Genomic DNA, 26,112 nt, shown 5'->3' with positions numbered 1-26,112 from the left:
GGGAGGGGGGGGGGGGGGGGGGGGGGGGGAGGGGGGGGGGGAGGGGGGGGGAGGGGGGGGGGGGGGGGGGGGAAAAAAAAAAAAAAAAAAACCCCCCCCCCCCCCCCCCCCCCCCCCCCCCCCCCACCGCAGGTCGTCACCAGGGGCGGTCGTGGAGGGTCAGGGACGGCGCCGCCGACGCCGCATCTCGGCCACGATCGCGCGGGTCACCACCGGCGGGAGCAGGTCCTTCGCGAGCTTGCGCCACGGGGCGCCCGGCCGCGGACGGGCCACGGGCTGCCGCACCGGGGCGGGCGCCGGCGCGGGCGGGGCCGGCGGCTCGGGAGCGGGCCGCAGCGGCTTCGGGATCGCCGGCGGGACGGCCCCGTGGTCGCCGATGCGGACCAGCGGCTGGTCGGCCACCATCTCCACGCCGTGCCACAGGTCGGTCCGGCCCTCCAGCCACTCCAGCAGCGCCGTGCGGTACGGCTCCGGGTCGTCCCAGGTCGCGTACAGCTTCGACCCCGACACGGCGATCAGCCGGAGGCCGTCGACCGCCACCGCGCCCCACGCCGCGGCGGCGACGCCCGGGCAGTGCTCCGAGCGGTAGTCGTCGAAGACGACGAGGGCGCCCGGCGCGGCCACGACGCGGGAGGACGCGATGTCCTGGACGACGTGCTCGTACAGGTGGGAGGCGTCGATGTGGACGAACCGGCAGCTCGCCGGGCGCACCCGCTCGGCGACCACGAAGGTCGGGGCCTGGATGATCGTCGGCAGTTCCTCGTGGAACGCCAGGTAGTTCGTTTCGAAACCACGGCGGGTCAGCGTCGCGTACGAGCCCTGCATCTCCGCGAGGTTGGAGTCGTCCGGCGCCGGCGAGTCGAAGAGGTCGCAGACGGTGAACTCCTCGCCGTCCCGCAGGTACTGCCCGAGGAAGATCGCGCTCTTCCCCATGAACGCGCCGAGCTCCAAGAGGTCGCCCGGCTTCCCCCCGTCCCTGCTCTGGTGGGTCAGGAACCAGTCGAAGAGCGCCTGGTCACAGTCCGAGAACCACCCCTTGACCTCGCCGTACGCGGTGGGAGCGGGCAGGGCCGGCTCGCCGTCGGGGGTGGTGACGGGAGCTTGCGAAACGTGCGACACGGAGTACAGCCTCCAGTGGAACGGCATCTGATCAACGCTGATACCCGGCCGGGTAGCCAGACCATAAACCGCGGCATGCCCGGATGACGAGACTCCTGTGCAAGCCGATGAAATCCGCCGCCCCGACAGGCTGGTTTTACCCCTGTCTGTCTGATTTCACACCCCCGCCGGGCTGCGACTCTCCCGCACCGACACGAACACAACTCCCGCCCCCGGCCTGCGAGTACGCCCGCAGGCGTCCGGCCGCGCCTCCACGGCCGGCCACACACGTCCGGGGCGGCAGCATCGGCCTCGCCGGCGTTCGGGGCGGGGGTCCGGGCGGAGCCGCGTGCCCGGCGGATCCGGTCCCTCGCTGAGCGGGTCCCTCGCGGAGCGGGGCGGCGGTCAGGCCGGGTGGGTGCTGCGGCTGCTGCGGCGCAGGCGCAGGGCGGCGGCGTTGCGGACGCGCCGGGTGCGGGCCGAGCCCGCGAGCAGGGTGAGCGCCTCGTGCGAGGCCAGCAGCCGGACCGCGGTCCGCTGGCACCAGTCGGAGGCGGCGGTGAGCTCCGCCGCCGACCACGGCCCGCCGCGGCCGATCGCCCTGAGCAGGTTCCACTCGCGCAGCCTGCGCGCGGGGAAGGCGCGGTCGCCGAGGGCGCCGGCCATGGCCTCGGCCCAGGCGGGGAAGGCCGCGGCGTCCAGGAGTTGGGCGGCGCGGCGGTCCAGGTGCGTGACCACCGCACTCTCGGCCATCACCAGGTCGGGATCGCGCAGGACCGCGGCCACGGCTTCGGCCTCGGCCACGGCCACGGCTTCGGCTTCGGCTTCGGCTTCGGCTTCGGCCACGGCTTCGGCCACGGGTTCAGCCGCCGGACCGGACGCAGACGCAGACGCGGCCCGCCCCGCGGGCGCGGGCACGGACCCGACCACCGGCGCCGGCAGAACCGGGGGCGAGGACTCCGCCGGTGGGACGGCGCGCGGCGCGGCGGCGGCTGCCGCTGCGGCCAGGGCTTCGAGGTGGCGGGCGTAGCGCCAGTGTTCGGGCGGCGCCGCCGTTTCGGCCGGGCGTATCAGGTCCTCTTGTGTCCCCATGGGGCCCATTCCACACGACCGGCGGGAGGAGCCGGTGCGCAGGGTGGCGCCGCGGGACCGTCACACCGTCGGCTCCGGGCCCGGCCCCGCGGCGCCCTCCTCCGGCAGCGGAGCCCCCGTCTCCAGCAGGGTCTTGAGGCTGGAGGCCAGCATCGGCCAGGCCTCACTGCACATGCCGATCAGCGTGCCGCCGGGCTCGAAGCCCTCGTGACGGATCGTCAACCGGGTGAGGGAGTCCCCGACGGGCTCGATCTCGTACGTCACCTTCGTCCGCGGCTGCGCGGACAGCTCCGCCCGCAGCTCCTCGTCGACGCCGACCGCGGCCGCCCACTCGGGCGTGAAGGTGTGCCAGGTGTACGCGAGCCTGCGGTCCGGCACACAGTCGAGGACCACCTGCTCCGGATCGCTGGTCCGGGTCCCGCGTTCCACCCACGCCATCTGCGAGCCGACCGCCCAGTCGGTCTCGAAGCTCAGGCCCCAGTACCGGCGGGTGAAGGCGGGGTCGGTGAGGGCCTCCCAGACGCGTGCGGGATCGGCCAGGAGGTAGACGGTATAGGTGATCACGCTGTCGCTCATGCCCCCATGCTGCGGGACCGGGGGCCGCGCACCCGGGATTTCCCCGGCGGCGGCCCGGCGGCAGCCCGTGGCGGCCGAAGGGGCGAGGGCGGGGGTGAGGGCGGGGGCGTGGTGCCCCGGGGGCGGGCGGGGCTGCGTATCGTTCCCATACCGGCCATTCCGGCTTATTACCTTGTTACACCAGCCCTGGTATGTTCGCCGCGCGGACTGGCGGAATGAAACCCTCTGGTCCGACCACGTGAAAAGGACCGGCCCCCGGCCGGGACAGAGGAGAGGCACGCACAGGCATGCGAGTGGCCGGCGCTTCCCGTCCGCGCGGCGAGGCGGGCGCGGGCCGCTCGACCGGTGTCGACGCCGTCCGCGGACTGGCCGTCCTCGGCATGTTCGCCGTGCACGTCGGGCCTGGCCCGCAGCCCGAGGGCGCCGGCTACCTGGTGGTCGCGGCGGACGGACGGGCGCCCGCCCTGTTCACCCTCCTCGCCGGGTTCTCCCTGGCCCTCGCCCAGCGCAGCGGCGACGGCCCTCCGGCGGAGACCCCCGGCAGCTGGGCGCAGCGGCACCGCGCGCTCCTGACGCGCTGCGCGGTACTGGCCGTGCTCGGCCTGGTACTGGCCGCGCTGTGGCCCGGGATCCTGGTCATCCTCACCTTCTTCGCCGTGTACTTCCTCGCCGCCGAACCCTTCACCCGGCTCACCACCCCGGTACTGACCGCCGTCGCCGGCACCTCCGTCATCGCGGGCCCCGTGCTGTCGTACGTGCTCGGCCCGGTCTTCGGGTACGCGGCCTCCGGGCGCGGCGCGGTCCCCGAGGTGTCCGCCCTGACCAGCTGGGACGGGCTCGGCCGGACACTGCTGGAGCTGCTGCTGACCGGCGCCTACCCGCTGGCCACCTACTTCCCCTACGTCCTGGTGGGGCTGGCCCTCGGCCGGCTGTGCGACCTGCGGGAACGCCGCTCCGCCGCACGCATGGCGGTCTGGGGCGCGGCCGCCGCGGCCGCCGGGTACGGCGCCGCCTGGCTGTGGGCCCGTCCCCTCGGCGGCCGGGACCGGCTGCTGTCGGTGATAGCGGAGCGGCACCCGGAGGCGGCCGGCGCCGCCGACCCCGTGGGCGCGGTGCTGGGCGGGCAGTTCGGGGCCATACCCAGCACCTCCTGGGAGTGGCTGCTGGTGGCGGACCCGTACAGCCAGACCCCGCTGGAGACGATCGGCAACGCGGGCGTGGGCTGCGCGCTCATCGGCCTGTTCGTGCTCGCCGCACAACGCCGGGCGGGCCTGCTGGTGCTGGGCCCGCTCGCGGCGCTCGGGGCGATGGCGCTCAGCGCATACGTCGCCCACGCGCTGGTGCTGGCCGGACCGGCCCACGGAGCCGGGTCCTGGACCGCGCTGGCCGCCTTCGCCGGTGTGTCCGTCGCCGCGGCCTGGGGCTGGCAGCGGGCCTGGGCGGACAGCCCGCTGCGCCGGGGCCCGCTGGAGCATGCGCTGCGGCTCGCCTCGCGGGGGCGCACGCCGGCGTGAGCCGCGGGTGCGGTTCACCCGTGCGCATGACGGCCCGTGGCTCGCCGAACCGCCCGTACGGCAAGCTGGACGCATGCAGCCGATGCAGCAGCCGCGCCGAGCAACTCCGCACCTCCCGTTGGTCCTTGCCGCCGTGATGCTGACCGCCGGGTGCGTGACCGTGCGGCCGCCCGCACCTCCGGCCCCGCCCGGACCGGAACCCGCCGCAGGAGGCCCGGCCCCGCAACCGACGATGGCCGCCCGCCCGTTGACGCCCCTCCCCACATCGACGACCGCGTCATCCTCCCCGACCTCCCCGACTCCCCCGCCGGCTGCCGAAACTGACGCTCCCGCGCCGCCCGGCGAACCGCCGTCCCGCCGGGCCGCCTCCCGGTCGACGTCCGAGTCCCCCGCCAAGGCCGCCTCCAAGTCCCAGTCCGCGTCAAAGTCCGCGTCAAAGTCGCGCGCGCGTCCGCCCGCGCAGCCGCGTCCCGGACCCGTCCCGGGCCGCAGCTATGACATGCGCCCCCTGTGCGAGGCGGCCAGGGGCACCGTCGCCCCCGAGATCGTCGCCCTGTGCGGTTGAGGAGCCGACTGCCGATGGACGACGTACGGGCGGCGCAGGGAGCGGACGCGGTGGACGGGATCGAGCCGCGGCGGCACGCGTGGCGGATCGACGCGGACGAGTACGCGCGGCACGAGCGCCGCCGGGGCCGGCGCCACGCGTACGACGAACTGTGCGGGCAACGGACCGCGCTGGTCGTGGTCGACATGGTGCGGTTCTTCGTCGCGGGGAACGGCTTCGGGCTGGGCGTCGTGCCGCAGGTGCGGGCCCTCGCGCACGGGACCCGGTCGGCGGGCGGCACCGTCGCCTGGGTGCTGCCGGCGGTCGCGGCGCGCCCCACCCGCTGGGCGGTGGACTTCTACGGGCCGGAGGTCGCCGAGCGCTACCGGCTCGCCGGCGGCGCCGGCACGGTGGCGGACCGGCTGTGGCCCGAGCTGGTGCCGGCGCCGGAGGATCCGGTGGTGGAGAAGAGCGCCGCGTCCGCGTTCTTCCCCGGGCGCTGTCCACTGCCCGAAGTGCTCGACGAGCGCGGTGTCGACACGGTCGTCGTGTGCGGGCTGGTCACCGACGTGTGCGTGGAGGCCACCGTGCGGGACGCGGCCACGCTCGGCCACCGCGTCGTCCTGGCGGCCGACGCGTGCGCGACGCGCAGCGACGCCGCCCACAACGCCACCCTGGCGACGGTCTACCGCAGCTTCGGCGACGTACGCCCGACCGCGGACGTCCTCGCCCTCCTCGCCGGCCGGCAGGCCTGACGCGGGCTGCCCGGACGGTCCGCGAAGGCGGATATTGGGTGGAGGGGGCCGGGCCGGATACCTACAGTGACCTGGCACCACGTCGTCGAGCAGGAGCCCCTCATGCGCACGCACTACCCCCGCACCCCGCACCTGCCGTGGTCGCCGGGGACGACGGCGGACGACGTGCGGGCCGCCGGACTCGCGGGGCTCGCCGGGCGCGAGGTCGTCGTGACCGAGAAGCTCGACGGGGAGAACACCACCCTGTACGCGGACGGCCTGCACGCCCGCTCCCTCGACTCCGGCCACCACCCCTCGCGCGCCTGGGTCAAGGGCCTGCAGGGCCGCATCGGCGCGGGCATACCCGCCGGCCGGCGCGTGTGCGGGGAGAACATGTACGCCCGGCACTCGATCGCCTACGAGGACCTCGACAGCTGGTTCTACGGGTTCTCCGTGTGGGACGGCGAGCACTGCCTCGGCTGGGACCGCACGGTGCGCTTCCTGCACGGTCTCGGGGTGCCGACCCCGCGCGTGCTGTGGCGGGGCGTCTTCGACGAGCGGGCGCTGCGCCGGCTGCGCATCGACACCGCCCGGCAGGAGGGCTACGTCGTACGGACGGCGGCCGGCTTCGACCGTGCCGACTTCGGGCGGTGCGTGGCCAAGTGGGTCCGCGGCGGGCACGTGCAGACCGACACGCACTGGATGTACGCCCCCGTCGTGCCGAACGGGCTCGGCCCGCAGGCCGCCCTGTGGGCGGTGCGGTCGGGCGCCGAACCGGACGTGGCCGGGCTGACGGCCGCCCTCGGCCTCCGGGGCGGGGCGGGAGGCGGGGCCGGGGCCGGGTCGGAGGCGGGGCCGGGTCCGGGTGCCGGTCCGGGTGCCGGTCCGGGTGCGGGTCCGGGTCCGGGTGGGACTGCGGCCGGGGTTGCGGCCGGGGTCGTGACCGTGGCTCCCGGTGGTGCCGGCGATGCGGTCGTCGACGAGGTGGCGGGGCGGCTCGACGCGCTGGGCCGCACCGGGGACGCCCGCCTGGCCGGCGTCCTCGCGGCCCTGCTGCACCGCACCCCGCGGGCCCGCATAGCCGCGCGGCTGGCGGCGGGGCCGCTCGGCATGCCACTCGCCCGCCGGGTCGCCGACCTGGTCGGGCTGTACCCGCGGCTGCGGCGGCCGTTCCCCGACGAGCTGCGCCGGGCCGGGCTGGTCCGGATGGCCTGCGCGGCCGACCTCGGGGTACTGCACGCGCTCGCCGCCGTCGGGACCGGGGCGTCCCGGGGCCCGGCGGACGACGCCGGGGCCGGGGCAGGGGCCGGGGCCGGGGCCGGGGAGTGCGTCGAGTGGTCCGCGCTGTACGCGCAGGAGGAGGGGTTGTTCGGCCCCGACCCCCTCGGCCCGCTGCGGGCCGGGGTGCGGACCGCCCTCGCCGACCTGGCGGACCGGGATCCGGACGCGGCGGACCGCTGCTGGGCCGAGGCCCTGGAGGCGTTCGCGCGCGGCCGGATCTCCACCGCCGAGGAGGCCGTGGCCGCGACCTGGCGCTGGCGGGACGGCGGCTACCCGAGGCTGGTGCAGCTGTGCGGGCCGTCGGGCAGTGGGAAGAGCACGTACGCCCGGAGCCTGCCGGGCGTGGCCGCGTACGTCAGCCTCGACGACCTGCGGGCCGCCCGGGGCTCCCGGACCGACCAGCGCGCCAACGCGGACGTGCTGCGCGAGGGGTTGGACCGGCTCGACGCGGCGCTGGCCGGCGGCGGCACCGTCGTCTGGGACGCCACCTCCCTCACCGCGCAGCAGCGGGGGCTGGCCGGCGCGGTCGCCGCCCGCCGCGACGCGCTGGTCACCCATGCGGTGGTGCTGGTGGACGAGGCGGAGCTGATGCGGCGCAACACCGTACGGCCCCACCCGGTGCCGCCCCAGGTGCTCGCCTCCCAGCTGCACCGGTTCAGCCCCCCGTATCCGGGGGACGGGCAGGCGCACCGCATCCGGTACATCGGCGCCGGCGGCACCGTCGAGGACACCGCCGGAACCCTCGGCACCACGGACGGGGACTGCTGATGCGCACCAGTGAGCAGCTGTACCACCAGGTCCGATGGGACCCCCGGTTCGACCCGGCGCGGTTCGTGCTCGGCCTGCACCAGCGCGGGGCCCCGCCGAAGCGGATCCCGCTGCCCGCGTTCGTGCCCGGCGGCGACATCCCCTGGCACCGGGTGCTGTTCGTCGAGGCGGACGGCGAGCTCGTCTGGGACCGGGCCAGCGGCCTCGACGTCATCGACTCCACCCGGGCCGGGCGGGTCCGCGCCCCGCGCCTGCTGCGGGCCCCGTTCTTCACCGCCCGCACCCCGCACGCCTGGGATCCCTCCGACGGGGGTTGGCGGCCCACCGATGCCCCGGTCGCGGGTGACGCTCGTCCTTCGGGTGACGGCCCGTCGTCGGGCGACGGTCCGCGGGCGGCTGCGGCTCCCGGGCGGGTGCGCCTGCTGACCTGGAACACCCTGTGGGACCGGTACGACGCCCCGCACATCGCCACCGACCGGCGCAGGCCGCTGCTGCTCGCCGCGCTCGAAGCCGCCGACGCCGACGTCATCGCGCTGCAGGAGGTCGAGCCCGAACTGCTCGGCATGCTGCTGGCGCAGCCCTGGGTGCGGGCCGGGTACACCCTCGGGACCGACCCGGCCGGCAAGGACGTCGCCGGGAGCGGGCTGCTCCTGCTCAGCCGGCTGCCGGTGGCGGAGGCCGGGGTGCACGAGCTGGGGCCGTACAAGGCCGTCACGGCGGTGACGGTGCACACGGCCGGCGGCCCGCTCGTCGTGGCCTGCGTCCACCTGACGAGCGATCACACCGAGAACAGTGCCGAGCGGCGCAGCAGCGAACTGGCCCGCCTCCGCGAGGGGTTCAACGGCATCGATGCCGACGTGGCGCTCCTCGGCGACTTCAACGACGGCCGCGGCGGGCCGGAAGGGCCCGCGGCCGTGCTCGGCATGCGGGACGCGTGGAGCGAGGTGCACGGGGTGCGGGACACCACCCCGACCTTCGACCCGGTGGCCAATCCCCTCGCCGCGGTGGGCTCGCTGTCGGGACGTCCCGGCCGGCTGGACCGCGTCCTGCTGCGGTCGGCGGGGGCCGAGGTGCGCCGGGCGGCGCTGACGGGGGACGCCCCGGCCGCCGACGGGCTGTTCGCCTCCGACCACTACGGGGTCCGGGCCGTGCTGGACTTCTCCGGGGAGAGCGGCCCGGCGGCAGGGGTGGGGGCCGGATCGGACGCCGCGGGTGCGGTGCTCGACGGAGCGGCGACCGCGCACACGGCCGTGGCATGGCTGCCGCCGCACCACGACGCCGTCGAAGGGCTGCGCCGGGAGAACGACCCGGCGGCCGACCGCTGGCCGGCGCACGTCAACCTGCTGTTCGGCTTCGTTCCCGAGTCCTCCTTCGAGGAGGCGCTGCCGCTGCTGGCCGAGGCGGCCGCGACGACGGCCCCGTTCGGGGTACTGCTGGCGGGCGTGCACAGCTTCGGGCTGCGGGAGGACGCCGTGCTCTGGCTGGACCCGGCCGCCGCCGGCGAGGCCCCCTGGCAGGAGCTGCGGCGGGAGCTGACCGCGCGGTTCCCCGGCTGCCGGGGCCGCGGCGAGGGGTACACCCCGCACCTGACGCTGGGGCGCAGCACGGATCCGCAGCGGGCGCTGGCGGAGTACGCGGCGCGGCTGGGCGGCGCCGGGGCGTCGTTCCCGGCCCGGGTCGGGGAGCTCGCGGTGCTCTCACGGCGCGGGGACGAGCCGATGCGGGTCCGGGCGGCGGTGGAGCTCGGTACGGGCACGGTGCGGTGGGTGCCCGAGGGGATCGGCCCGGAGTCGGGAACTGCTTCGGGGGCCGAAGACGCCTCCGGTGAACTCGGCCGCGACGTTGCCGCGCGCATCGCGCGAGCGCTGTCCGACGGGGTGGTCCACGTCGCCGGATCCCGCCGCATGGGCTGCGCCCTGCCCGGCGCGGACCTGGACCTGGTCGCGGCCCTGCCCGGCACGGTCGACCTCGCGGACGTACGGGCCCGGGTCGCGGCCGCCCTGCCGCGGGCCGCCGAGCGGATCCGGGAGGTGACGGGCGCCCGGGTGCCGGGGCTCCGGCTGCGCGTCGACGGGCTGGACGTGGACCTGGTGGTCGTCCCCACGGAGGCGGTGGATCCGTCGCGGGCCGTGGAGCGCCGGGCGGAGCTCGGCGAGGCGGCGGCGATCGCGCTGAGCGCGGTCAGCGATGCCGGTGCGGTACGCGGCTTCGTGGGCTCCGAGGGGCCCCGGCAGGCGGCGTTCGCGGAACTGGCCCGGCAGGTGAAGGCCTGGGCCCGGGTCCGTGGCCTGGACTCGGCGCCGTTCGGCGGGCTGCCGGGGCTGGCCTGGGCGGTGCTGGCGGCGCGGACGGTCCGCGAGGCCGCCGACCTGTCCCCGGCCGCCTTGCTCCGGGAGTTCTTCGGGACCTGGGCCGCCTGGGACTGGCGCACCCCGGTCGGCCTCTTTTCCGCGGTCCGCGGCCCGGCCGTGGACGACTCCGACCCGGTCACCGTCCTCACGCCTTCGGAGCCGGTCCGCAGCTGCACGGCCCAGGTGGGCGCCGGCCTGCGCGACCTGGTCGGGCAGGAGCTGTACCGGGCCTGGGAGCTGCTGGAGTCCGGCGCCGGCGACGGGCTGCTCGTGCCGCCGGCACTGCACCGCCGGCACGCAGCCTGGGCCGTGGTGAGCGTACGGGGCGACAGCCCGGGGGAGTTCGAGGAGTCGCTGGGCCGGGTCCGGGGACGAATGCGGGCCCTGCTCGGGGCGCTGGCCGAGGCCGGGGTCCGGGACGCGCACGCCTGGCCGCGGCCCTTTGCGGCCTCGTCCCGTGCGGCGGACTTCGCGATCGGGCTCGGCAGTCGGCCGCCGGACGCGGCCCGCCTCACGGCCGTGACGTCCCCTTGGTGCGCCGGCCTGCCGGGGGTCGAGGTCCTCCGGGCGCGCTGCGGTTCGGTACCCACCCTGCCCTGAGGCGGCGCCTCCGGCCGGGAGGGATGGTGTTCAGGGGCGGGGAGGGAGGATGGCGGCGGGCTCGCTCCGGGCGGCTCTGATCCTCCGGGCGGGTTTCAGCATGATCTGGCGAGGAACGCCTGGGCGTTTGCGCCCGGGAGGAGTCGCTTCCTGGGGTCGGAGGCGTGAAGCGCCGGAGTTTCCTGCGCCTGTGTCGTGATGGTCGGTCGAGCCGCTGCTGGTTCTCGATGTACTCCTTGATGACGCTCAGCGGTGCGCCACCGGCAGAGGCGGCGAAGTAGGGCGACCAGAAGTGTTCGCCCCACAGGTGCTTGTGGATGTGGTCGGGGAACTCCTGGCGGAGTCGGCGGGCAGACGCCCTTGAGGGAACCGACCAGACGGGACAGGGCCACCTTCGGCGGGTAGTGGACCGGAAGGTGGACGTGATCGCGTTCGCCGTTGAACTCGACCGGTTCGGTCTCGAAGTCGGCGCAGACGGCCCGCATGATCTCTGCGCAGCGTTCCAGGATCTCGCTGGTGAACGGGCCGCGCCGGTACGTGGGCGTGAAGACCGAATGAGCATGAAGGGTGTGGACAACTGAATCGAAGCCGATCGCGTTCCGGCCCAAGGCCGCGCAGCCGTATGACGACCGGTGTCTGTCGTGGCAGTACGACCAGCAGACCATCAGCATCTGGACCACCGCCGGCCGACTGAGGAACGTCCGCTTCGCCTGCTCGCCCGGCGCGCTCAAGACGTTGCGGGAGTACCGCAGGGGCGAGGCCGACCTGATCGCACGCGACGGTGTGTTCTACCTGGTCGCCGTATGCGAAATCCCCCAGGCCCCGCTGCACGGGGACCCGTCCGGGTTCGTCGGCGTCGACCTCGGGATCGTCAACATCGCCACCACGTCCACCGGCTACGGTGCTGCCGGGCGCGGCCTGAACCGGCACCGCGAGCGGCAGCTCGACCTGCGCAAGAAGCTCCAGGCCAAGGGCACCAAGTCCGCCAAGCGGCTGCTCAAGAAGCGGTCCCGCAAGGAAGCCCGGCACACCGCCAACGTCAACCACATCATCTCGAAGACCATCGTCACCACCGCTGAACGCACCGGCTGCGGTATCGCCCTCGAAGACCTCACGGGCATCCGCAGCCGGGTACGGCTCCGCAAGGACCAGCGGACCACCCTGCACTCGTGGAGCTTCCACCAGCTCGGCCGGTACATCGAGTACAAGGCCAAGCGGGCCGGAGTGCCGCTGGTGTACGTCGATCCTGCGTACACCAGCCAGCAATGCTCCGAGTGCGGCCACATCGACCGGAACAACCGCGTCGATCAAGCGACGTTCGCATGCCGGTCCTGCGGGACCCTCAAGCACGCGGACGACAACGCGTCCCACAACCTCGCCCGCGAGGGCCAGACCTCGTGGACAGCGGGGCGTGAGTCACGCGTCCCAGCCACCCCATAGAGGTGGCTCAGACGGAGGAGGCCACGCGACAACCAGCCGCGCCCCACCTCCAAACCCGGCCCTTCGAGACCGGGTCAAGTTGACAGGGTGATGATGATTTTGCCCGCGGTGTGGCCCTGTTGGTTCAGGGCGAAGGCTGCGGGGAGGTCCGAGAGGGGGAAGGTCTCGGCCACGGTGACCTTCAGGCTGCCGCTGTCGGCGAGGCGGCCCAGCTCGGCGAGGTCACTGCCGAGCGGCCGGACCCACATCCACTGGCCGCCCGCGCCCAGCACGGTGTGGTCGGCGATGGAGGCGTGGCGGCCGTCCGGCGCCAGGACCGCGGTGGTGACGTCCAGGACCCCGCCGACGAAGTCCGCGCCCACGGTGATGCCGTCGGGGGCGAGCCCGCGGATCCGGTCCACCAGGCCCTCCCCGTACTCGACGGGCTCGCCGCCGAGTTCGCGCAGCCGGTCGTGGTTGCGGGGGGAGGCGGTGCCGATGACCCGGGCGCCCAGCGCCCGGGCGATCTGCACGCCGAAGGAGCCGACGCCGCCCGCGGCGCCGTGGATGAGGACGGTGTCGTCCCTGTTCGTGCCGAGGCGGGTGAGCAGCTGGTAGGCCGTGAGCCCGGCCAGGGGCAGGCCGGCCGCCTCCTGCCAGGTGAGGGAGGCGGGCTTGGGCGCGAGGGCGCGTACGGGCACGCTGACGTACTCGGCGAAGGTGCCGCCGTGCACGTGGTCCTTGCGGGCGTACGCCATCACCTCGTCACCGACGGCGAACTCGGGGACGTCGATGCCGACCCGTTCGACCGTCCCCGAGACGTCCCAGCCGGGCACCACGGGGAACATGACGTCCATCAGGCCGTCGAGGCCGCCCGACATGATCTTCCAGTCGACGGGGTTGACCCCCGCGCACCTGACCTTGACGAGGACCTCGCCGGGGGCGACCTTCGGCAGCGGCAGCCGGGTCTCGGAGAGCACCTCCGTCCCGCCGTACGTCTCGTACGCCATCGCCCGCATGGTGTCCTGGGACATCTGTCCGGCCTCTCCGCAGTGGAACCGTCGGTGGCTCATCTCACCACGGGAGGACGGCGCCACCGCGTCAGGCCACGCGCGTCACTCGTACTCGGTGCCGCCCTTGCGCGTCAGGTACGCCGGGCTGACCGCCTTGGCGATGGCCCGGCCGCCGACGACCGGGCTGTACCGCTCGACCGCGGGCCGGATGACGACGCCCTCCCGGATGTGGACGGCACGGCCCGAGACGGTTTCCCGGCCGGTGGCCCGCTCCAGGACGGTGTCCAGGTCGTACGGGCCCTCGTACAGGCGGGGTACGAGGGGCAGCTCGCCGTCGGCGAAGAGCTCGGCGGGGTCCAGCCAGCGCACCTGTCCGTCGATCTCGGCGGACACGTCGAAGACGGCGTACCCGGGGGGCGCGTCGGCAGCGCGCGCGGTCGCCCCGTACGCCAGGTCCTGGACGCCCGACCCGTACACCTCGCCGAACACGCCGATCCGGGTGGCTCCCAGCCGGGCGGCGAGCTTCGCGGCCACCTCGGGGACGCCGTGGCCCCGGACGGCCCGCCAGTACAGGTTGCGCTCGTCCTCCTTGAGGGCCAGGCCCTTGGAGCCGAAGCCCTTGGAGGAGACGAGGACGGTGCCCTCGCCGGCGAGGTACGTCATCAGGCAGGCCGTGCCGTGCAGCTTCTCGGTGAGGACGACCGGCTCGCCGGCCTCGAACATGTGCGGGTAGCGCTGCAGGTTCTCGATGTCGACCCACGGCAGCAGGTCGGGGGCGGCCTCCACGTCCCCGCTCATGGTGGTGGGGATCGGCGGGACCCATTTGGTGATGCCGAGCGACTCCGCGAAGTCCGTGTTCTCCCGGGCGGCGCGCGCCAGGTCGACCTCGGCCAGCGCCCGCGGCCGGCAGACCAGGCCCTGCGAGAGCTCGCCGCGGAGCCGGACCGCCCGGACCCGGTCGGCGGCGGAGCCGGCGAGCCGGCCGGTCAGACCGAGCTCCTCGATCAACGCGGCGGGCAGGACGGCCTGTTCGGGGATGTAGAGGGCGAACTCGCCGGTGCGGTAGGCCCCCTTGGCGACGACGGCGCGGTAGAGGCCGACCTGCGCCAGCTCCAGCGCGTCGGCGTTGGGGTGCTCGTGGACGGTCAGTTCTTCGACGGTGACCCGTAGGGTGGACATCGGCGGCTCCTTTGGGATGCGCAGGGACGCCGCCCACTGTCCGTCGGGGCATTTCCGCTGGTCCACCGGTTTTCGTGGTGCTAGTGCTGTGACCGGAAAGGTTTGCCGGCTCGCGGCGTCCGGTGCGGTGCATCGCAAGGCGGAGGGCCGCGGCTCGTACTGGACGTACTTGCGCGGTCCGACAACGCGGCGAGGTGCCGTGCCGGACGCCGCGAGGCGGTGAACCTTTCCGGTCACGGCACTGGCGTCAGATGCCGAACGCGGCCCGGGTGGCCGGTCCGTAGGTGCCCGTCGGGTCTCCCTTGATGTCCCGGTCTCGCTGGAGCTGGGCGACACCGCGCTTGGTCTGGCCGTCGTAGACGCCGGAGATCCGTACGTACGTGAAGCCCTGCCCCTGCAGGCGCTGTTGGAGCGCGGTCACTTCCGGGCCCCGGTCGCCCATGCGCAGCGTCTCGTGCTGCTCGGGCGGTGTGGACGCCGGCCGGCTGGGTGCGGGCGGCTTCTCGGAGGGGCTCGCGGACGGGCTGGGCGTCGCCGACGGGGACGCGGTGCCCCGTGCGGACGGGGTCGACGAGGGGCTGGCGCCGGTGCTGGGGTTGGCGCCGGGGAGCACCGGGACGGACAGGTCGGGCCGCCGTACGGAGGGATCGTCATCCGGTTCGGAGTCGCCCGGCCACAGCGTCAGGACGCCGGCCGCGCCGAGCAGGAGCAGCGAGCCCGCCGCCCACGGGAGCCTGCTGCGGCGGTCCTCCGGGCGGCCCCGGCGGGCGTGCCGGCGGCCGGACGGCGCGGCCCCGGGTGACGTGTCGGCCCCGGGTGCGGGGGTGTCGTCGGGCTTCTCGGGGCCGTGCGCGGACCAGGAGGCGTCGAAGGCGGCCGCGGCCCTGCCGGACTCCGGCCACGGCCCGGACTCCGGTCGGACGGGCAGGGCCGGGTCGGCCACGGGGGCCGGGTGGGCAGGTGCGGGCGGGTGCGTCTCGGGGACGGGCCCGCTGTCATCGGGGTGGTGGGACACGGTGGTCTCCCGGGGCGGGGCGAGGATCCGTGCGGCGGTGGGGGTACCGCCCGCCGGAACCCGGCGCCCTGCGCCGGTCAGGCAGTGCGCCGCCGCGCGGCCGGAACCGGAGCGGGAGCCGTCCGGGCGGCGGCCGGGAGGCCGGTGGCGCGGGGCGTCGCCGGGACATGCGGGAAGCGAACCGGTAGGGGCATCTGGGCTGTCTCCGATGTGCGACTCGTACGGTGGTCCTCTTGTCTGCCTGACCGGCGCACTCTTGCCGCCCGGGACGGGTGCGGTCAAGCCTCCTGTCCGAACTGCCCCATCCGTCCGGCGCGCCGGACGTCGATACGGGCAGACGTTCGACAGCATCCCTCGGACGTGTGAACGGGGCGGTCGTGTCGGCCCGGTGGTGCGGCATCGTGGTCGAATGCAGCTACGCCGGGCCCTGCCCCTGTCCCTCGTCGCGTTGCTCGCGAGCACCGGCTGTGCCTCGATGGGGTCGCCCCCGGCTCCGCCCGCACCGCGCGGTCCGCTCCCGGCGCGGACGTCCGCCCCGTCGTCCGGGACCCAGGTGACATCGCGCGACCCGTCCCGCGCGGCACAGCCGCCCAGGCCGACACCGGCCGCTGCCCCGCCGGCGCGGTCCCGGCCGCAGTCCGCGCAGCGGGAGCCGGACCCCGTGCCGGAGCGGCCACCAGTCCCAGCGGCGGCCGTCGCCCCGGCCCGGGCTGCGGGCCGGGCGTCCGCCGTACGGCCCGTGAACCCGGCCGCGCCCCGGCGGGCGCACCCTCAGGGCCCCTCGCCCCGTCGCGCCCTGCGGCAGCAGCACTCCCCCGCACCCGAGCCGCGGCCGGCGCCGGTGCCGGTGCCGGCATCCGGAGGGGAGGAACCGTGCGCGGCGGCGGAGGGCGCGGTGCCGCCGTCGATCGTGGACCTGTGCATGCGGCAGAACGGGCGCTGACGGGCCGTCCGGGCTCAGGGGGCTCAGGCGCGTCGGGAGCGGACGTCCGCGCAGCGCCGGACCGCGTGGTGGCGGACGGTGCGCAGGCGGCTCATCGTGGTGCGGCCGCGCCGGCGCCACTCGCCGCGGGGCAGGCCGGCCCGCTGGCCCCCGCTGGTGATGAGGGCGTTGACGGGGGTGTGCGGGTCGGCGGCCATGCCCTTGGCCACGAGGACGCCCACCACGAGCGGGAGCAGCGCCACGGCCAGGGCCGAACCGGCCACGGTCACCTGCTGCAGGCGCGGGCGGGGGGAGCTGGGCGGGCAGTGCGCACCGCGCGGGGCGTCGGAAGTCATGCCCCCATTCCAGCAGCGGCGGGCCGCCGGGGAATCGGGGCGGATACTCAGGAGTTGGCCGTGACGTACTCATACCGCGTACTCATGCGGCGTACTCAGGAGGTGGACGATGGCCCCGGCCGGGCAGGGGTTCGAGCCGGCGACCGGTGACGGGCCGGCCGTGCCCGCCACCGCCGAGCGGGCGGTCGAGGTGCGCACGGCGTACGAGGGCCTGCTGCAGATCCGCCGCGTGCTGGACGGCGGGACGGGCGCGGCGGCCCCGGCCGCGTGGGAGCTGCGGCAGATGCCGCGCGCCGTGGCGCTGGCGCTGGAGGCGGCCGGTCTTCCGGCGTCCACGGTGGACGCGGAGGGCCGGCGGACGCGCACCGGGTACCGGGTGGCGGCCGGCCCGCCGCCGGACGGCCGGGTCGAGGTGACCTGGGTCGGTCCGCCGGGCGGCGGTGCGGCCCGGGAGGAACGGGAGCGGCTGGGGGCCTGTGCGGCGGCACTGGAGGCGCTGGGCTGGGTCTGCCTCCTGTACCGCGGTCCGCGCGGGCGCCGTTTCCTGGAGGTCGAACCGCCGCGCTGACCGCGGCGCGGCCCCGCTCACCGGTACCGCTCGGCGAGTGCCGCGACGGTGTCGGCGAGGGCGCGGCGCAGCTCGGGCGGGCCGAGGACCTCGGCTTCGGTGCCGAGCCGCAGCAGGTCGCCGACGGCCACGGACTGCGTCTCGACGGACAGGCGGACGAGGACCCAGCCGTCGGGGTCGGCGGGGTCGACGGGATCCGCGTCGGCGAGGGCGCGGGTGCCGGCCGCCCCGAACTGCATGGGCAGCAGGCGCCGGCCGCGCGGGGAGAGCCGTACGAGGGCCGTCTGGTGGTGGAGGGCGTCGTCCAGGCGTCGGGCGGACTCCTCCCAGTACCCGGCGAGGTCGAAGCCGGGCGGGCGGGCGAACCCTCCGGGGCCGGTGGCCACGTCCTGGAACCGGGACACCCGGTAGGTGCGCACCCGGTCGTCGCCGTCCTCGGCGCCGGTGGCCACCAGGTACCAGATGCCGCCCTTGAGGACGAGCCCGAGGGGGTGCAGGGAGCGGCCGGCGCGCTCCTCGCCGTTCCAGCGGCGGTAGCGGACGACCAGGACGTGCTGGTCCCAGACGGCCTGCGCGATCCGCGCCAGGTGCGGGACGGGGTCGGCGTCCCGGAACCAGGCCGTGGCGTCGAGGTGGAAGCGGCCCTCGATGCGCCGGGCCCGGTCGGCGAGGGCGGTGGGCAGGGCGGCCTGGAGCTTCAGCCGGGCGGCGGCCAGGTCGGCGCCGAGGCCGAGGTCCTGCGCGGGGCCGGGCGTACCGGCGAGGAAGAGGGAGTCGGCCTGGGTGTCGGTGAGGCCGGTGAGGCGGGTGCGGTAGCCGTCCATCAGCCGGTAGCCGCCGGCGGGTCCGCGGTCGGCGTGGACGGGGACGCCGGAGGCGCCGAGGGCGTCGACGTCCCGGTAGACGGTGCGGACGGAGACCTCCAGCTCGGCGGCGAGCTCGGGGGCGGTCATCCGGCCGCGGTTCTGCAGCAGCAGGAGCAGGGACAGGAGGCGGTCGGCGCGCATGGGGCCATTGTCCGCAGCGCGTCCGGGATACCTGACGGAGGGTGTCAGGTATCCCGGACAGGCTGGTGCCCGCGCCGGGCGGGGAACTGGATCCCGCCCGGTTCGTCGAGCACCGGGAGGTTCCCCATGTCCGTCCGCACCACGGGTCGTTTCACGTTCGCCGGCTGGGAGGAGCAGCCGGTCGGCGCGGCCGACTCCGTTCCGCGGATCGCCCGCTCCACGGTGGTGAACTCCTTCACCGGGGGCATCGAGGCGGAGGCGACGACCTGCGCCTACACGATCACGTACACGGGGGAGAACGTCGGCTCGTACACGGGTCTGGAGCTGCTGTCGGGTGCCGTCGATGGCCGCAGGGGGGCCTTCGTGCTCCGGGAGGACGGCACGTTCGACGCCGGCGGCACCCGGTGCGGCTTCGAGGTGGTTGCGGGGTCGGGGACGGGCGAGCTCGCCGGGCTGACGGGCTCGGGTTCGTTCGAGTACCGCCACGGCGACACCTCGGTGGAGTACGTCCTCACCTACGACCTGTGACGCGGGTGGGGACGCACTCCCCCGGCGGCCGGCGCGGCCGGCGCCGTGGCCCTTACGGGGCGCCGAAGGTCAGCGTGAGCTGCGGTGTCCCCTCGTTGGCCGGGGCCTCGGAGGACCACAGCCACAGCGCGTCCGTGCCGGAGCCGGTCAGGGCGACGCTGTAGGCGGTGCCCAGTGCGGCTCCGACGGCCGCCGTGGACAGGGCCGTGGTGTGCACGGCGGAGCCGTCGGGGATGCCCGCGAAGCTGCCGAGGGCGGGGCCGCCGAGCGCGGGCCGGTTGTCGTAGGTGGTCCCGCTCTCCGTCCAGGCGCCGGTGACCGGGACCACCGACACCGTGTCGGTGGTGCCGGCGCCGCTCATCGTGCTGGTCTTCACGGACAGCACGGCCGACTTCAAGGCCGTGCCCGCGGGCGCGGCTGGCAGGACGAAGCGCAGGTGGCTCTGGTACAGCGGGGTGCCGCGCACGGCGAGCGAACCGGAGGTCCCGTAGTTGCCCTCGGGGGCGCCGGCGTTCGCGTACGTGTCCTCGGCGGCGGTCACGCGGACGACGGTGTCGGCGGGGGCGGAGGCCAGGGCGTAGTGGTCGCGGACCTGCGCCGCGCTCAGCACGCTGCCGTAGACGGCGGTCTCGTCGAGCTGGCCCGCCCAGAACTCGCTGGTGGGGCGGTTCGGCCAGCCGCCGAGGCTGTCGCCGCCGGCGTGCCAGTAGCCGGAGTAGTTCTCGTGCGTGGTGACGGCGAGCGTGCCCTGCTGCACGCCGTCGACGTACAGGACCATGCCGCCGGGGCCCTGGGTACCGACGGCGTGGTGCCACCTGTCGTCGTTGTAGCTGCTGGCGGTGGTGACGGTGCGGGTGGCCCCGGTGTAGACGCCGAGGACGAGGCGTCCGTCGTTGGTCATGTAGAGGTGCTTGTCGTACTGGCTGCTGCCGCGGGTCTGGTTGTTCCCGAAGCCGACGAGCTTGCCGCCGCGGGTGGTGCCGGTCCTGAACCAGGTCTCCACGGACCAACTGCTGCCGATGGTCTGGCGGTGGTCCCCGTAGACACGGGTGTCCGTGCCGTTGAAGCCGATCGCCGTGCTCGCCCCCGAGACCGCCGCCGGGCTCTGCCGCAGGGAGGGGGCACCCAGGTGCACGCCGTTCTCGGTGCCGCCGGCCGAGGAGTCGGCGGCGTACGGCAGGACGGTGTCGTCGTAGCGCCAGTACAGGCGGGCGCCGTCGGAGCGGACGCGGTCCGCGTACGCGTCGGCCGAGAGCGGCACGGTCACGGTGGCGGTCGCCGACAGGGCGCTGGTGTTGCCGGCCGCGTCGGTGGCGCTGACCCGGTACGTGTACGTCTGGCCGGGCGTGGCGGAGGTGTCGGTCCAGGACGCCTGCGGGCGCTTGAAGAACAGCGAGTCGGCGGTGACGGTGGCGATCGGGGTGGCCGCGCCGTTGCGGTGGATCCGGTAGGTCAGGGTGCTGTCGTCGAGGTCGAGGCCGGTGCGCCAGCGCACCTGCACCTCGCCGGGCCGGAAGCTCGCCGCGCTCGCGAGGGGGGTGGTCGGCGCGCCGGTGTCCCCGGTGGAGGCGAAGCGGGTCAGGCTCTGCTGTGCGGCCCCGTTGACGGTGGTGAACTCGCCGCCGACCCAGAGGTACTGGACGCCGCCGCGGGAGCCGACCGCCATCACGCGCGGGCCGATGCCCTCGCCGATGCCGTCGTTGGTGTCCGGGGCCCAGCCCAGTTTGCCGGTGCCGGTGGTCGGCTGGGCGAGCAGGTGGTGGCGCTGCCCGTCGGGGAACTCGCCGACGCTGGAGCAGTCGTGGGCGTGCGAGGCGCTGTACAGCACGTTCTGGTACGGGAGGACGGCCTGGGTGGCGCCGAGGCAGGTGTCGCGCCAGCGCTGGCCGAAGCCGGCCAGGTCGAGCGCGATCCTGCCGTCGAAGACGCCGCCGCCGGTGCCCTCGTTGGCGGTGTAGAAGCCGGTCGCGTCGGTCGCGATGTCCTTGACGACGGAGTTGGTCTCGATGAAGTTCGGGTACGCCCGGGTGAGCGCGCCGCTGGCGGCGTCGACGACGGCCAGGGCGTGGGAGTTCGCGCCGTTGACGGTGAAGAAGTCGCCGCCGAGGACGACGTTGCGGCCGTCCGGGGTGACCTCGACGGCCCGGCCCGGCTCGTCCGCGTCGGCCCGGAAGGGCTTCAGCGCGCCGTCGGACGCGGCGACGGCGGCGAACCGCTCGCGCGGCTGCCCGGCGACGGTCAGGAAGTCACCGCCCGCGTAGACGGTGTCCGCGGTGACCGCCAGGGCCCGCACGGTCGCCGCGAACGCGGGGCGGAAGGAGGTGTTCACCGTGCAGGTGGCCACGTCGACGGCGGCGAGGCTGGAGACCGGGGTGCCGTTGACCGCCCCGAAGTAGCCGCCGGCGTAGAGGGTCTTCTTGTCCGGGGACAGGGTGAGGGCGCGGACGGTGGCGGTGCCCGAGCCGATGGTGAAGGACAGCCTGCAGGAGGTCGGGGCGCCGGTCGCCGCGTCGAGCGCGACGAAGTTCACGGCGGACTGCTCGGTGCCGGCGCCGCCCTCGGGCGGCCGTACGGCGGAGAAGGTACCGCCGGCGAAGACCGTCCCGCCGGCTTCGGCGAGGGCCCAGACGACGCCGTCGGGCTGCCAGGTCGGCAGTGCGTCGGCGGTGAAGGCCACGGGTGGGGTGACGGCTGCCGCCTGCGGGAGGAGGTCGAGACCGACCCCCGCGGCGGTCCCGGCCAGGGACAGGGCGAGCGCGGCCGCCAGCCCTCTGGATCTGCGCATGAGACCCCCAGTTGGGTGTGCATCCGATCGCTGTGCGCGGTGCGGTGGCGGCCGGAGCGGGGCGCCGTCCCGCCCCGGCCGTGGGTACGGCGCACCCTAGGCCGATTCGCCGGTCCGTTCACCACACTTGGCGTATTGGATGCGAAATCGCTCGACGGCGGTCAGGGGGTCGGCAGGGGGCGGCAGAGCAGGGCCGCCGGGGACGGGCGGGCGGCGGCGCGGGTGGTGAAGGCGATGCCGGCCGCGTACTCCGAGGGTGAGCACTGGCCCTTGTAGTGACCGGACGCGTAGTCACCGCCGGGGCCGCCCGCCGGGCGGTCGTCGCCGCGGTCGAACCACACCGTGCGGCTCCCGCCGGCCGGGAGGGCGGTGCGGGCCGGTGCGCACAGCGCCGCCGAGACGCGCTGGCCGCGCAGGCTGTAGCCGATCAGGAACCGCCCGGCCGGGCACTGGAACTTGGTGTACCCGGTCGCCCAGTCGCCGCCCGCCGGGACGTGGGACTCGTCGCGGACCACGGTGTGCGCGCCGGCCGGGGCCCGCAGGTCCGCGTCGGAGCACGAGGCTCTTCATCGGGCTTGTGCCGGATCGGGCCACCCGGACGGGCGACTGCCGCGGACAAGTTACCGGCCGGTCGGCATCGGGGGAACCCGTACGCCCCCCGGTTTCCCTGAGCCGGCCGGGCCGAAAACCACGCGCGCGCGGCCGTCGGCCTCTACCGTGCCGTGGAGGAACGGACAGGCAGGGCGAGGGCACGGGAAGGCGGCGGAACCGGTGGACGAGGAAGAAGACCTGCGGCTGGCGAGGATGACCCCGGAGATCTCCCGCCGCACCCTGGTCATGCTGCGGGGCCTCGCCGGGCTGGAACCGCCCGAGCGGGTGCCCGAGGACGCGATGGCCGTGGCCGACGAGATCCTCGCCGAGTACGGCACGGACGGGCTGCGGGTCCTGGTCATGACGCTGGCGTCCTGGGCCACGGCGCAGATCGAGAACGTGGCCGAGCTGAGCCGGCGCAGCCACGAGGCGGTCCTCGACGCGATGGAGCTGGCCTGTCTGGAGGCCGGCGCCGAGGACTGACGGCAAACGGTGGCGCCGCCACCGGCCGCAATCGCGCGGATGTCGGCCACACTGGGGGGTAGCGGGGGGCCCTGATCGGAGGCCGTCGTGAGCACACCTTCCCCCATCCGAATCGCCGCAGTGCTCTCCACCGAACACCGCGGTCGGCTGATGTCCCACGCCCGCGAGGTCAACTTTCCCGAGGGCGCGCGGATCTTCGACGAGGGCACCCCGTCCGAGTCCTTCTGGATCGTCCGCTCCGGCACGGTGACCCTGCAGATCCCCGCGTCCGGCGGCCGGCGGCCCGCCCCCGTCGAGAACCTCGGCCCGGGGGAGCTCGTCGGCTGGTCCTGGCTGTTCCCGCCGTACGTCTGGCAGCTCAGCGCGGAGGCGATGACCCCCGTACGCGCCTACGAGTTCGACGCGACCTCCGTGCGGATGCTCATGGACGCCGACCCGACCTTCGGCTCCGCCATCGGGCACTGGGTCGGACGGGTCCTCGCGATGCGCCTCCAGCAGACCCGCACCCGGCTGCTCGACCTGTACGCCCCGCGCGCCGCCGCCGGTTCGTGAACGCCCGGTAAACCACCCGGCCAGGGCCCCCGGACAAAGGTTTCAGCGCGTGTGTTCGGCCGTTTCGGCGGCGCGCTCCCGTACAGGTCAGCGCCGTCGCACGGCTGCGGACTGCATACATTCGCTTACGATCGGTGACGGAAAATCACGGTGCGAACGGGCGTTCAGCGCGCTGGTCGGCAAGACTCCTGTCCGCTATCCGAAGCACCCACCCCAAGGAGTTCGAAATGCGGTCCATCGCACGGAGTCTCGGCCTCGGTTCCGCCGCCATGGCGCTCACCGCGCTCACCGCGCTGGCCTGGCCCGGAACCGCCGACGCCGCGCCGACCGGCACCGAGAGCGTGTACGCCCCGTCCGCCCTCGTCCTCGTCGTCAGCACCGGGGCCGACCCCGGGTACGCCACGCCGCTGCGCGCGGTGACGCTGTCCTGCTCACCCTCCCCGCGCGGCACCCACCCGTCCCCGGCCGCCGCGTGCGCCGAACTGCGGACGCACGCCGACCGGCTGGACGCCCTCGCCGAGCCGCTGCCCAACGTCGACTGCACGCGGGAGTGGAACCCGATGACGGTCACCGCCGACGGGGTCTGGCAGGGCCGGCGCATCAGCTACTCGTACACCTTCGCCAACCCGTGCGCCCTGCGGCACAGCAGCGGCACCCTGTTCGACTTCTGACCGGGCGCGCCGGGTGGACCGGGCGGCGCCGTGCGACCGCCGCCCGGGTCACTGCGGACCGCTGCAGTCGAGGTCGAACGCGGGGCCGGGTCGGGCCTGAACGGTGCCGGCCCGGCCCCGGGCGCGCCGGGGACGTGGCGGGGTGTCAGCCGAGTTCGAGACTCGTCACCCCGTACAGCCCGGACAGTTCGAGGTCCGGCGCCGGGCCCGTGTACATCCGGGCGGCCTCGAAGGTGGGGACGAGGCCGAGACCCGTCACGAGCTCCGTGGCGGCCGGGTTCGCGTCGGGCACGTCCACGGCGACCACCCCGTCCGGGGTGTGCTCGGCGAGCCGGTGCAGCAGGGCGGCCGCGATCTGCGGGGTGGCGGCGTACAGCGGGCCGATCCGTGAGGCCCCGCTGCACGGCCTGATCACGCCGAACCCGTCGATCCGGCCGTCGCGGACGGCGGCGAGCGCGGTCCGGCCGGGCAGGGCGGTCCAGGCGGAGAGGAAGGAGTCACGGGGCTCGGGGAAGAAGCGCCGGTCGTAGGCGGCGAGCAGGCCGAAGGGCAGCGCGGCGGCGTCGACCACCTCGACCCCGTCGGCGCCGGAGCCGGGGCCCGTCGTCGCGGTCCCGGCGCCCGGGCCGGAACCCTGCGGTCGGCCCTCGTGGCGGACGTTGTTCCAGGCATGGACGAACCCGGACTTGCGGTAGTTGTCCTGCTGTTCGACCACCCCGTCGAGGCCGACGAGCCGCCCGTCGAGCCGCTCCATGCCGGCGTCCCAGAGCCGGATCCCGTACCCCTGGCCGCGGAAGGCCGGGGCGGCGATGTAGAAGCCGATGAACCCGAAGCCCGACCCGTACCGCACGGCCGAGATGCAGGCGGCCGGTTCGCCGTCGACCCGGCCGATGAGGAAGCCGCCCGGATCGGCGACCGCGAAGGCGAAACGGTCGGAGTCGCCCGGGTTCCAGCCCTCCGCGTCGGCCCAGGTGCGCATCAGTTCCATGTCGGCGGCGCTCGCGCCGGTGATCTCGAATCCCGTCATGTGCGGTGTTGTACCAGATGCGCGAGGGGCCGTCAGGGGTGCCGATCAGCCGTCAACAGCCGGGTGAAGGCGGCCGGATCGACGTCCCGGTGGACATCGCTCACCTGTGCGTCGCCCACTTCGACGACCCGCCAGACGCCGTCGGCGCGCAGCGCGAGGTCGGTGGTGACGAAGGGGCAGTCCAGTGCCTCGACGGCGGCCCGCACGGGGTCGAGGTCCGGCAGGCCGGGCCGGTTGCCGCCGCCGGCCGCGCCCGGTGGCCCGAAGGCGTCCGCCGGGCTGTCGGGGTGCGGGGTGACCAGCCGCGGAACGCCGTCCCGCCACCACACGCGGACCTCCCCGGGCGCCGCGTCCGGACCGGGCGCGCCGAACGGCTCGAAGGCGCGCAGCACGACGCCGCCGGCCAGGAACTCGCCCTGGAGTTCGACGAACCGGCTCACCACGCGGTGCAGGGCCGTCCGGTCGGCGAGGTCGGGGATGTGGCAGGCCTCGTCCCACTCGTGCTTGCGGGACTTCACGTAGTCCTTGACCACGGCGGCCCCGGGCGGCAGCCCGGCGGCCAGCGCGGCGAGCCGCTCCGGGTCCGGGGCCGCGCCCGGGCCGGTGGGCAGCCAGCGGCTGACCGGGGTGAGTTCGGCGAACGTCGTGTACCAGCCGGGGAGTTCGTGGGCACGCCGGTAGCGGTCGGGGTCGGTGAGGAGCCGGGCGCCGCGCCGCCGCAGGGCCGCGTCGAGCTCGGCGTACCGGTCGGCGGGGAGCATCCAGCCCCGGTACCGCAGCGCTCCGGCCCCCACGGGCACGCGGGCAGTGGCGCGTTCGGCGTCCCCGGCGGTCAGCGCGTCGTGGTCGACGAGGTGGACGGCGGCACCGTCGGCGCGGAGCTGCCGGGCCTCCGTCGCGAAGTGGGCGTCGACCCGGCGCTCGTTCAGTGGATCGGAGCAGTACAGCACGGCGGTCGGCATGGGACCAGCCTACGGGTGCGGCGGCCTGCCCCGCGCCGGTGCTCAGCCCGCGCAGATGACGTCGTCGAGCGTGATCGGCTGCGAGTCGAGACGTACGTACGCCGTGAAGGTGTCGCTGGTGCCGGTGGCCCAGTGGGTGGTGACCGTGGCCCAGCCGACGTTCGCCGACTGCGCCACGGTCACCGGCCCGACGGCGATGTCCCGAGGCTCCTGCGGGGCGCAGAGCAGTATGTCCAGTCCCGGGCTCAGTGCCTGTCTGTCCTTGAGGTGCTGGGAGACCCGCTGGGAACGGTCGTGGACGGAGGGGCCGTGGCTGCCGTAGAAGGAGGTCAGGAAGCGGCTGATGTCGGCGGCGGTGTGCCGCAGGCGGACCTGCGCCGGGGCCGGGTCGGCCGCGGCGGCGGAGGAGGACGGGGCCGGCAGCGCGAGCAGGCTGAGCAGCGCGGCGCCGACCGCGTACGACGTGGGTCTCATGC

The 26,112-nt window shown here is 75.2% G+C and carries 21 protein-coding genes and 3 pseudogenes; 10 read left to right on the top strand and 14 right to left on the bottom strand.

Translation table 11 applies throughout. The features are described from left to right. Positions 1 to 159 precede the first annotated feature (159 nt). The 3 genes from ACZ4VL_RS02515 to ACZ4VL_RS02505 all read right to left on the bottom strand — a co-directional run bounded on the left by ACZ4VL_RS02515 (position 160) and on the right by ACZ4VL_RS02505 (position 2,766). A complete protein-coding gene (locus tag ACZ4VL_RS02515) occupies positions 160 to 1,119 on the bottom strand; it encodes a class I SAM-dependent methyltransferase (protein ID WP_468194728.1) in 960 nt (319 codons plus the stop codon). Positions 1,120 to 1,503: 384 nt separating this feature from the next. After that, a complete protein-coding gene (locus ACZ4VL_RS02510) occupies positions 1,504 to 2,190 on the bottom strand; it encodes a hypothetical protein (protein WP_468194725.1) in 687 nt (228 codons plus the stop codon). 60 nt (positions 2,191 to 2,250) lie between these two features. Further along, a complete protein-coding gene (locus ACZ4VL_RS02505) occupies positions 2,251 to 2,766 on the bottom strand; it encodes an SRPBCC family protein (protein ID WP_468194722.1) in 516 nt (171 codons plus the stop codon). Between the two features lie 287 nt (positions 2,767 to 3,053). Between ACZ4VL_RS02505 and ACZ4VL_RS02500 the strand changes: the two genes are divergently transcribed. The 4 genes from ACZ4VL_RS02500 (at position 3,054) to ACZ4VL_RS02485 (ending at position 10,558) form a co-directional block, all read left to right on the top strand. Then, on the top strand, positions 3,054 to 4,280 hold the full coding sequence (locus ACZ4VL_RS02500; protein WP_468194719.1) for a DUF418 domain-containing protein: 1,227 nt from the start codon (positions 3,054 to 3,056) through the stop codon (positions 4,278 to 4,280). 579 nt (positions 4,281 to 4,859) lie between these two features. After that, the gene (locus ACZ4VL_RS02495; protein ID WP_468194716.1) at positions 4,860 to 5,579 is read left to right on the top strand and encodes a cysteine hydrolase family protein; all 720 of its coding nucleotides are present in this window, start codon (positions 4,860 to 4,862) and stop codon (positions 5,577 to 5,579) included. Between the two features lie 102 nt (positions 5,580 to 5,681). Continuing rightward, on the top strand, positions 5,682 to 7,607 hold the full coding sequence (locus ACZ4VL_RS02490; protein ID WP_468194713.1) for an RNA ligase family protein: 1,926 nt from the start codon (positions 5,682 to 5,684) through the stop codon (positions 7,605 to 7,607). Next, complete coding sequence (locus ACZ4VL_RS02485) at positions 7,607 to 10,558, top strand: poly(A) polymerase (protein WP_468194710.1); 2,952 nt, start codon at positions 7,607 to 7,609, stop codon at positions 10,556 to 10,558. The genes ACZ4VL_RS02490 and ACZ4VL_RS02485 overlap by 1 nt, the downstream gene beginning before the upstream one ends. A 211-nt stretch (positions 10,559 to 10,769) precedes the next feature. Here ACZ4VL_RS02485 and tnpA read toward each other — a convergent pair. Beyond that, positions 10,770 to 11,166, bottom strand: a pseudogene (gene tnpA / locus ACZ4VL_RS02480) (IS200/IS605 family transposase); the annotation flags it as partial. Here tnpA and ACZ4VL_RS02475 point away from each other — a divergent pair. After that, a pseudogene (locus ACZ4VL_RS02475) lies at positions 11,138 to 11,998 on the top strand (RNA-guided endonuclease InsQ/TnpB family protein); the annotation flags it as partial. The pseudogenes tnpA and ACZ4VL_RS02475 sit on opposite strands and share 29 nt — an antisense overlap. A 74-nt stretch (positions 11,999 to 12,072) precedes the next feature. Here the strand turns inward: ACZ4VL_RS02475 and ACZ4VL_RS02470 are convergent. The 4 genes from ACZ4VL_RS02470 to ACZ4VL_RS02455 all read right to left on the bottom strand — a co-directional run bounded on the left by ACZ4VL_RS02470 (position 12,073) and on the right by ACZ4VL_RS02455 (position 16,462). Continuing rightward, complete coding sequence (locus tag ACZ4VL_RS02470; protein WP_468194762.1) at positions 12,073 to 12,996, bottom strand: NADP-dependent oxidoreductase; 924 nt, start codon at positions 12,994 to 12,996, stop codon at positions 12,073 to 12,075. 96 nt (positions 12,997 to 13,092) lie between these two features. Further along, positions 13,093 to 14,169 carry an RNA ligase (ATP) gene (locus tag ACZ4VL_RS02465; RefSeq protein WP_468194707.1) on the bottom strand — a complete coding sequence of 359 codons (1,077 nt, stop codon included), beginning with the start codon at positions 14,167 to 14,169 and terminating at the stop codon, positions 13,093 to 13,095. Positions 14,170 to 14,416: 247 nt separating this feature from the next. Next, positions 14,417 to 15,184 carry a peptidoglycan-binding domain-containing protein gene (locus tag ACZ4VL_RS02460; protein WP_468194704.1) on the bottom strand — a complete coding sequence of 256 codons (768 nt, stop codon included), beginning with the start codon at positions 15,182 to 15,184 and terminating at the stop codon, positions 14,417 to 14,419. A gap of 966 nt (positions 15,185 to 16,150) precedes the next feature. Further along, the gene (locus ACZ4VL_RS02455) at positions 16,151 to 16,462 is read right to left on the bottom strand and encodes a hypothetical protein (protein WP_468194701.1); all 312 of its coding nucleotides are present in this window, start codon (positions 16,460 to 16,462) and stop codon (positions 16,151 to 16,153) included. Between the two features lie 109 nt (positions 16,463 to 16,571). On the opposite strand from ACZ4VL_RS02455, the gene ACZ4VL_RS02450 reads away from it, so the two are divergent. Further along, positions 16,572 to 17,030, top strand: coding sequence for a hypothetical protein (locus ACZ4VL_RS02450; RefSeq protein WP_468194699.1), 459 nt, complete (start codon positions 16,572 to 16,574; stop codon positions 17,028 to 17,030). A 17-nt stretch (positions 17,031 to 17,047) separates the two neighbouring features. On the opposite strand, the gene ACZ4VL_RS02445 is transcribed toward ACZ4VL_RS02450, so the two are convergent. Further along, positions 17,048 to 18,037: a helix-turn-helix transcriptional regulator gene (locus ACZ4VL_RS02445; RefSeq protein ID WP_468194696.1), complete on the bottom strand. Its 990-nt coding sequence runs from the start codon at positions 18,035 to 18,037 to the stop codon at positions 17,048 to 17,050. Positions 18,038 to 18,163: 126 nt separating this feature from the next. Here ACZ4VL_RS02445 and ACZ4VL_RS02440 point away from each other — a divergent pair, with 126 nt between their 5' ends. Further along, positions 18,164 to 18,565, top strand: a complete 402-nt coding sequence (locus ACZ4VL_RS02440) for a DUF3224 domain-containing protein (RefSeq protein ID WP_468194693.1) — start codon at positions 18,164 to 18,166, stop codon at positions 18,563 to 18,565. A gap of 52 nt (positions 18,566 to 18,617) precedes the next feature. Here ACZ4VL_RS02440 and ACZ4VL_RS02435 read toward each other — a convergent pair whose 3' ends face one another. Both ACZ4VL_RS02435 and ACZ4VL_RS02430 read right to left on the bottom strand, forming a co-directional pair. Continuing rightward, positions 18,618 to 21,350, bottom strand: coding sequence for a CBM96 family carbohydrate-binding protein (locus ACZ4VL_RS02435; RefSeq protein ID WP_468194690.1), 2,733 nt, complete (start codon positions 21,348 to 21,350; stop codon positions 18,618 to 18,620). Positions 21,351 to 21,511: 161 nt separating this feature from the next. After that, positions 21,512 to 21,916 (bottom strand): annotated as a pseudogene (locus ACZ4VL_RS02430) (glycoside hydrolase); the annotation flags it as partial. Positions 21,917 to 22,121: 205 nt separating this feature from the next. Here ACZ4VL_RS02430 and ACZ4VL_RS02425 point away from each other — a divergent pair. The 3 genes from ACZ4VL_RS02425 to ACZ4VL_RS02415 all read left to right on the top strand — a co-directional run bounded on the left by ACZ4VL_RS02425 (position 22,122) and on the right by ACZ4VL_RS02415 (position 23,647). Continuing rightward, positions 22,122 to 22,424, top strand: coding sequence for a hypothetical protein (locus ACZ4VL_RS02425; RefSeq protein ID WP_385834188.1), 303 nt, complete (start codon positions 22,122 to 22,124; stop codon positions 22,422 to 22,424). An 87-nt stretch (positions 22,425 to 22,511) separates the two neighbouring features. Beyond that, complete coding sequence (locus ACZ4VL_RS02420) at positions 22,512 to 22,976, top strand: Crp/Fnr family transcriptional regulator (protein ID WP_468194686.1); 465 nt, start codon at positions 22,512 to 22,514, stop codon at positions 22,974 to 22,976. 227 nt (positions 22,977 to 23,203) lie between these two features. Continuing rightward, positions 23,204 to 23,647, top strand: a complete 444-nt coding sequence (locus ACZ4VL_RS02415; RefSeq protein WP_468194683.1) for a subtilase-type protease inhibitor — start codon at positions 23,204 to 23,206, stop codon at positions 23,645 to 23,647. 145 nt (positions 23,648 to 23,792) lie between these two features. Here ACZ4VL_RS02415 and ACZ4VL_RS02410 read toward each other — a convergent pair whose 3' ends face one another. Genes ACZ4VL_RS02410 through ACZ4VL_RS02400 form a run of 3 tightly spaced genes read right to left on the bottom strand, consistent with a single transcriptional unit; the run spans position 23,793 to position 26,110 of the window. Then, entirely contained in the window at positions 23,793 to 24,674 is an 882-nt protein-coding gene (locus ACZ4VL_RS02410; protein ID WP_468194679.1) for a GNAT family N-acetyltransferase, read from the bottom strand. Between the two features lie 32 nt (positions 24,675 to 24,706). Then, on the bottom strand, positions 24,707 to 25,636 hold the full coding sequence (locus tag ACZ4VL_RS02405) for an ATP-grasp domain-containing protein (protein WP_468194676.1): 930 nt from the start codon (positions 25,634 to 25,636) through the stop codon (positions 24,707 to 24,709). Between the two features lie 42 nt (positions 25,637 to 25,678). Further along, positions 25,679 to 26,110, bottom strand: coding sequence for a hypothetical protein (locus tag ACZ4VL_RS02400; RefSeq protein WP_468194673.1), 432 nt, complete (start codon positions 26,108 to 26,110; stop codon positions 25,679 to 25,681). Positions 26,111 to 26,112: the final 2 nt, after the last annotated feature.

The sequence above is a fragment of the Streptomyces sp. NPDC029014 genome (genome assembly GCF_055564695.1).
This window is presented reverse-complemented; position numbering and strand designations above follow the sequence as displayed.

Coding starts and splice junctions, on each gene's coding strand:
- ACZ4VL_RS02510 (WP_468194725.1), bottom strand. CDS start 2,190: ATGGGGACACAAGAGGACCTGATACGCCCGGCCGAAACGGCGGCGCCG.
- ACZ4VL_RS02505 (WP_468194722.1), bottom strand. CDS start 2,766: ATGAGCGACAGCGTGATCACCTATACCGTCTACCTCCTGGCCGATCCC.
- ACZ4VL_RS02500 (WP_468194719.1), top strand. CDS start 3,054: ATGCGAGTGGCCGGCGCTTCCCGTCCGCGCGGCGAGGCGGGCGCGGGC.
- ACZ4VL_RS02495 (WP_468194716.1), top strand. CDS start 4,860: ATGGACGACGTACGGGCGGCGCAGGGAGCGGACGCGGTGGACGGGATC.
- ACZ4VL_RS02490 (WP_468194713.1), top strand. CDS start 5,682: ATGCGCACGCACTACCCCCGCACCCCGCACCTGCCGTGGTCGCCGGGG.
- ACZ4VL_RS02485 (WP_468194710.1), top strand. CDS start 7,607: ATGCGCACCAGTGAGCAGCTGTACCACCAGGTCCGATGGGACCCCCGG.
- ACZ4VL_RS02470 (WP_468194762.1), bottom strand. CDS start 12,996: ATGCGGGCGATGGCGTACGAGACGTACGGCGGGACGGAGGTGCTCTCC.
- ACZ4VL_RS02465 (WP_468194707.1), bottom strand. CDS start 14,169: ATGTCCACCCTACGGGTCACCGTCGAAGAACTGACCGTCCACGAGCAC.
- ACZ4VL_RS02455 (WP_468194701.1), bottom strand. CDS start 16,462: ATGACTTCCGACGCCCCGCGCGGTGCGCACTGCCCGCCCAGCTCCCCC.
- ACZ4VL_RS02450 (WP_468194699.1), top strand. CDS start 16,572: ATGGCCCCGGCCGGGCAGGGGTTCGAGCCGGCGACCGGTGACGGGCCG.
- ACZ4VL_RS02445 (WP_468194696.1), bottom strand. CDS start 18,037: ATGCGCGCCGACCGCCTCCTGTCCCTGCTCCTGCTGCTGCAGAACCGC.
- ACZ4VL_RS02440 (WP_468194693.1), top strand. CDS start 18,164: ATGTCCGTCCGCACCACGGGTCGTTTCACGTTCGCCGGCTGGGAGGAG.
- ACZ4VL_RS02435 (WP_468194690.1), bottom strand. CDS start 21,350: ATGCGCAGATCCAGAGGGCTGGCGGCCGCGCTCGCCCTGTCCCTGGCC.
- ACZ4VL_RS02415 (WP_468194683.1), top strand. CDS start 23,204: ATGCGGTCCATCGCACGGAGTCTCGGCCTCGGTTCCGCCGCCATGGCG.
- ACZ4VL_RS02410 (WP_468194679.1), bottom strand. CDS start 24,674: ATGACGGGATTCGAGATCACCGGCGCGAGCGCCGCCGACATGGAACTG.
- ACZ4VL_RS02405 (WP_468194676.1), bottom strand. CDS start 25,636: ATGCCGACCGCCGTGCTGTACTGCTCCGATCCACTGAACGAGCGCCGG.
- ACZ4VL_RS02400 (WP_468194673.1), bottom strand. CDS start 26,110: ATGAGACCCACGTCGTACGCGGTCGGCGCCGCGCTGCTCAGCCTGCTC.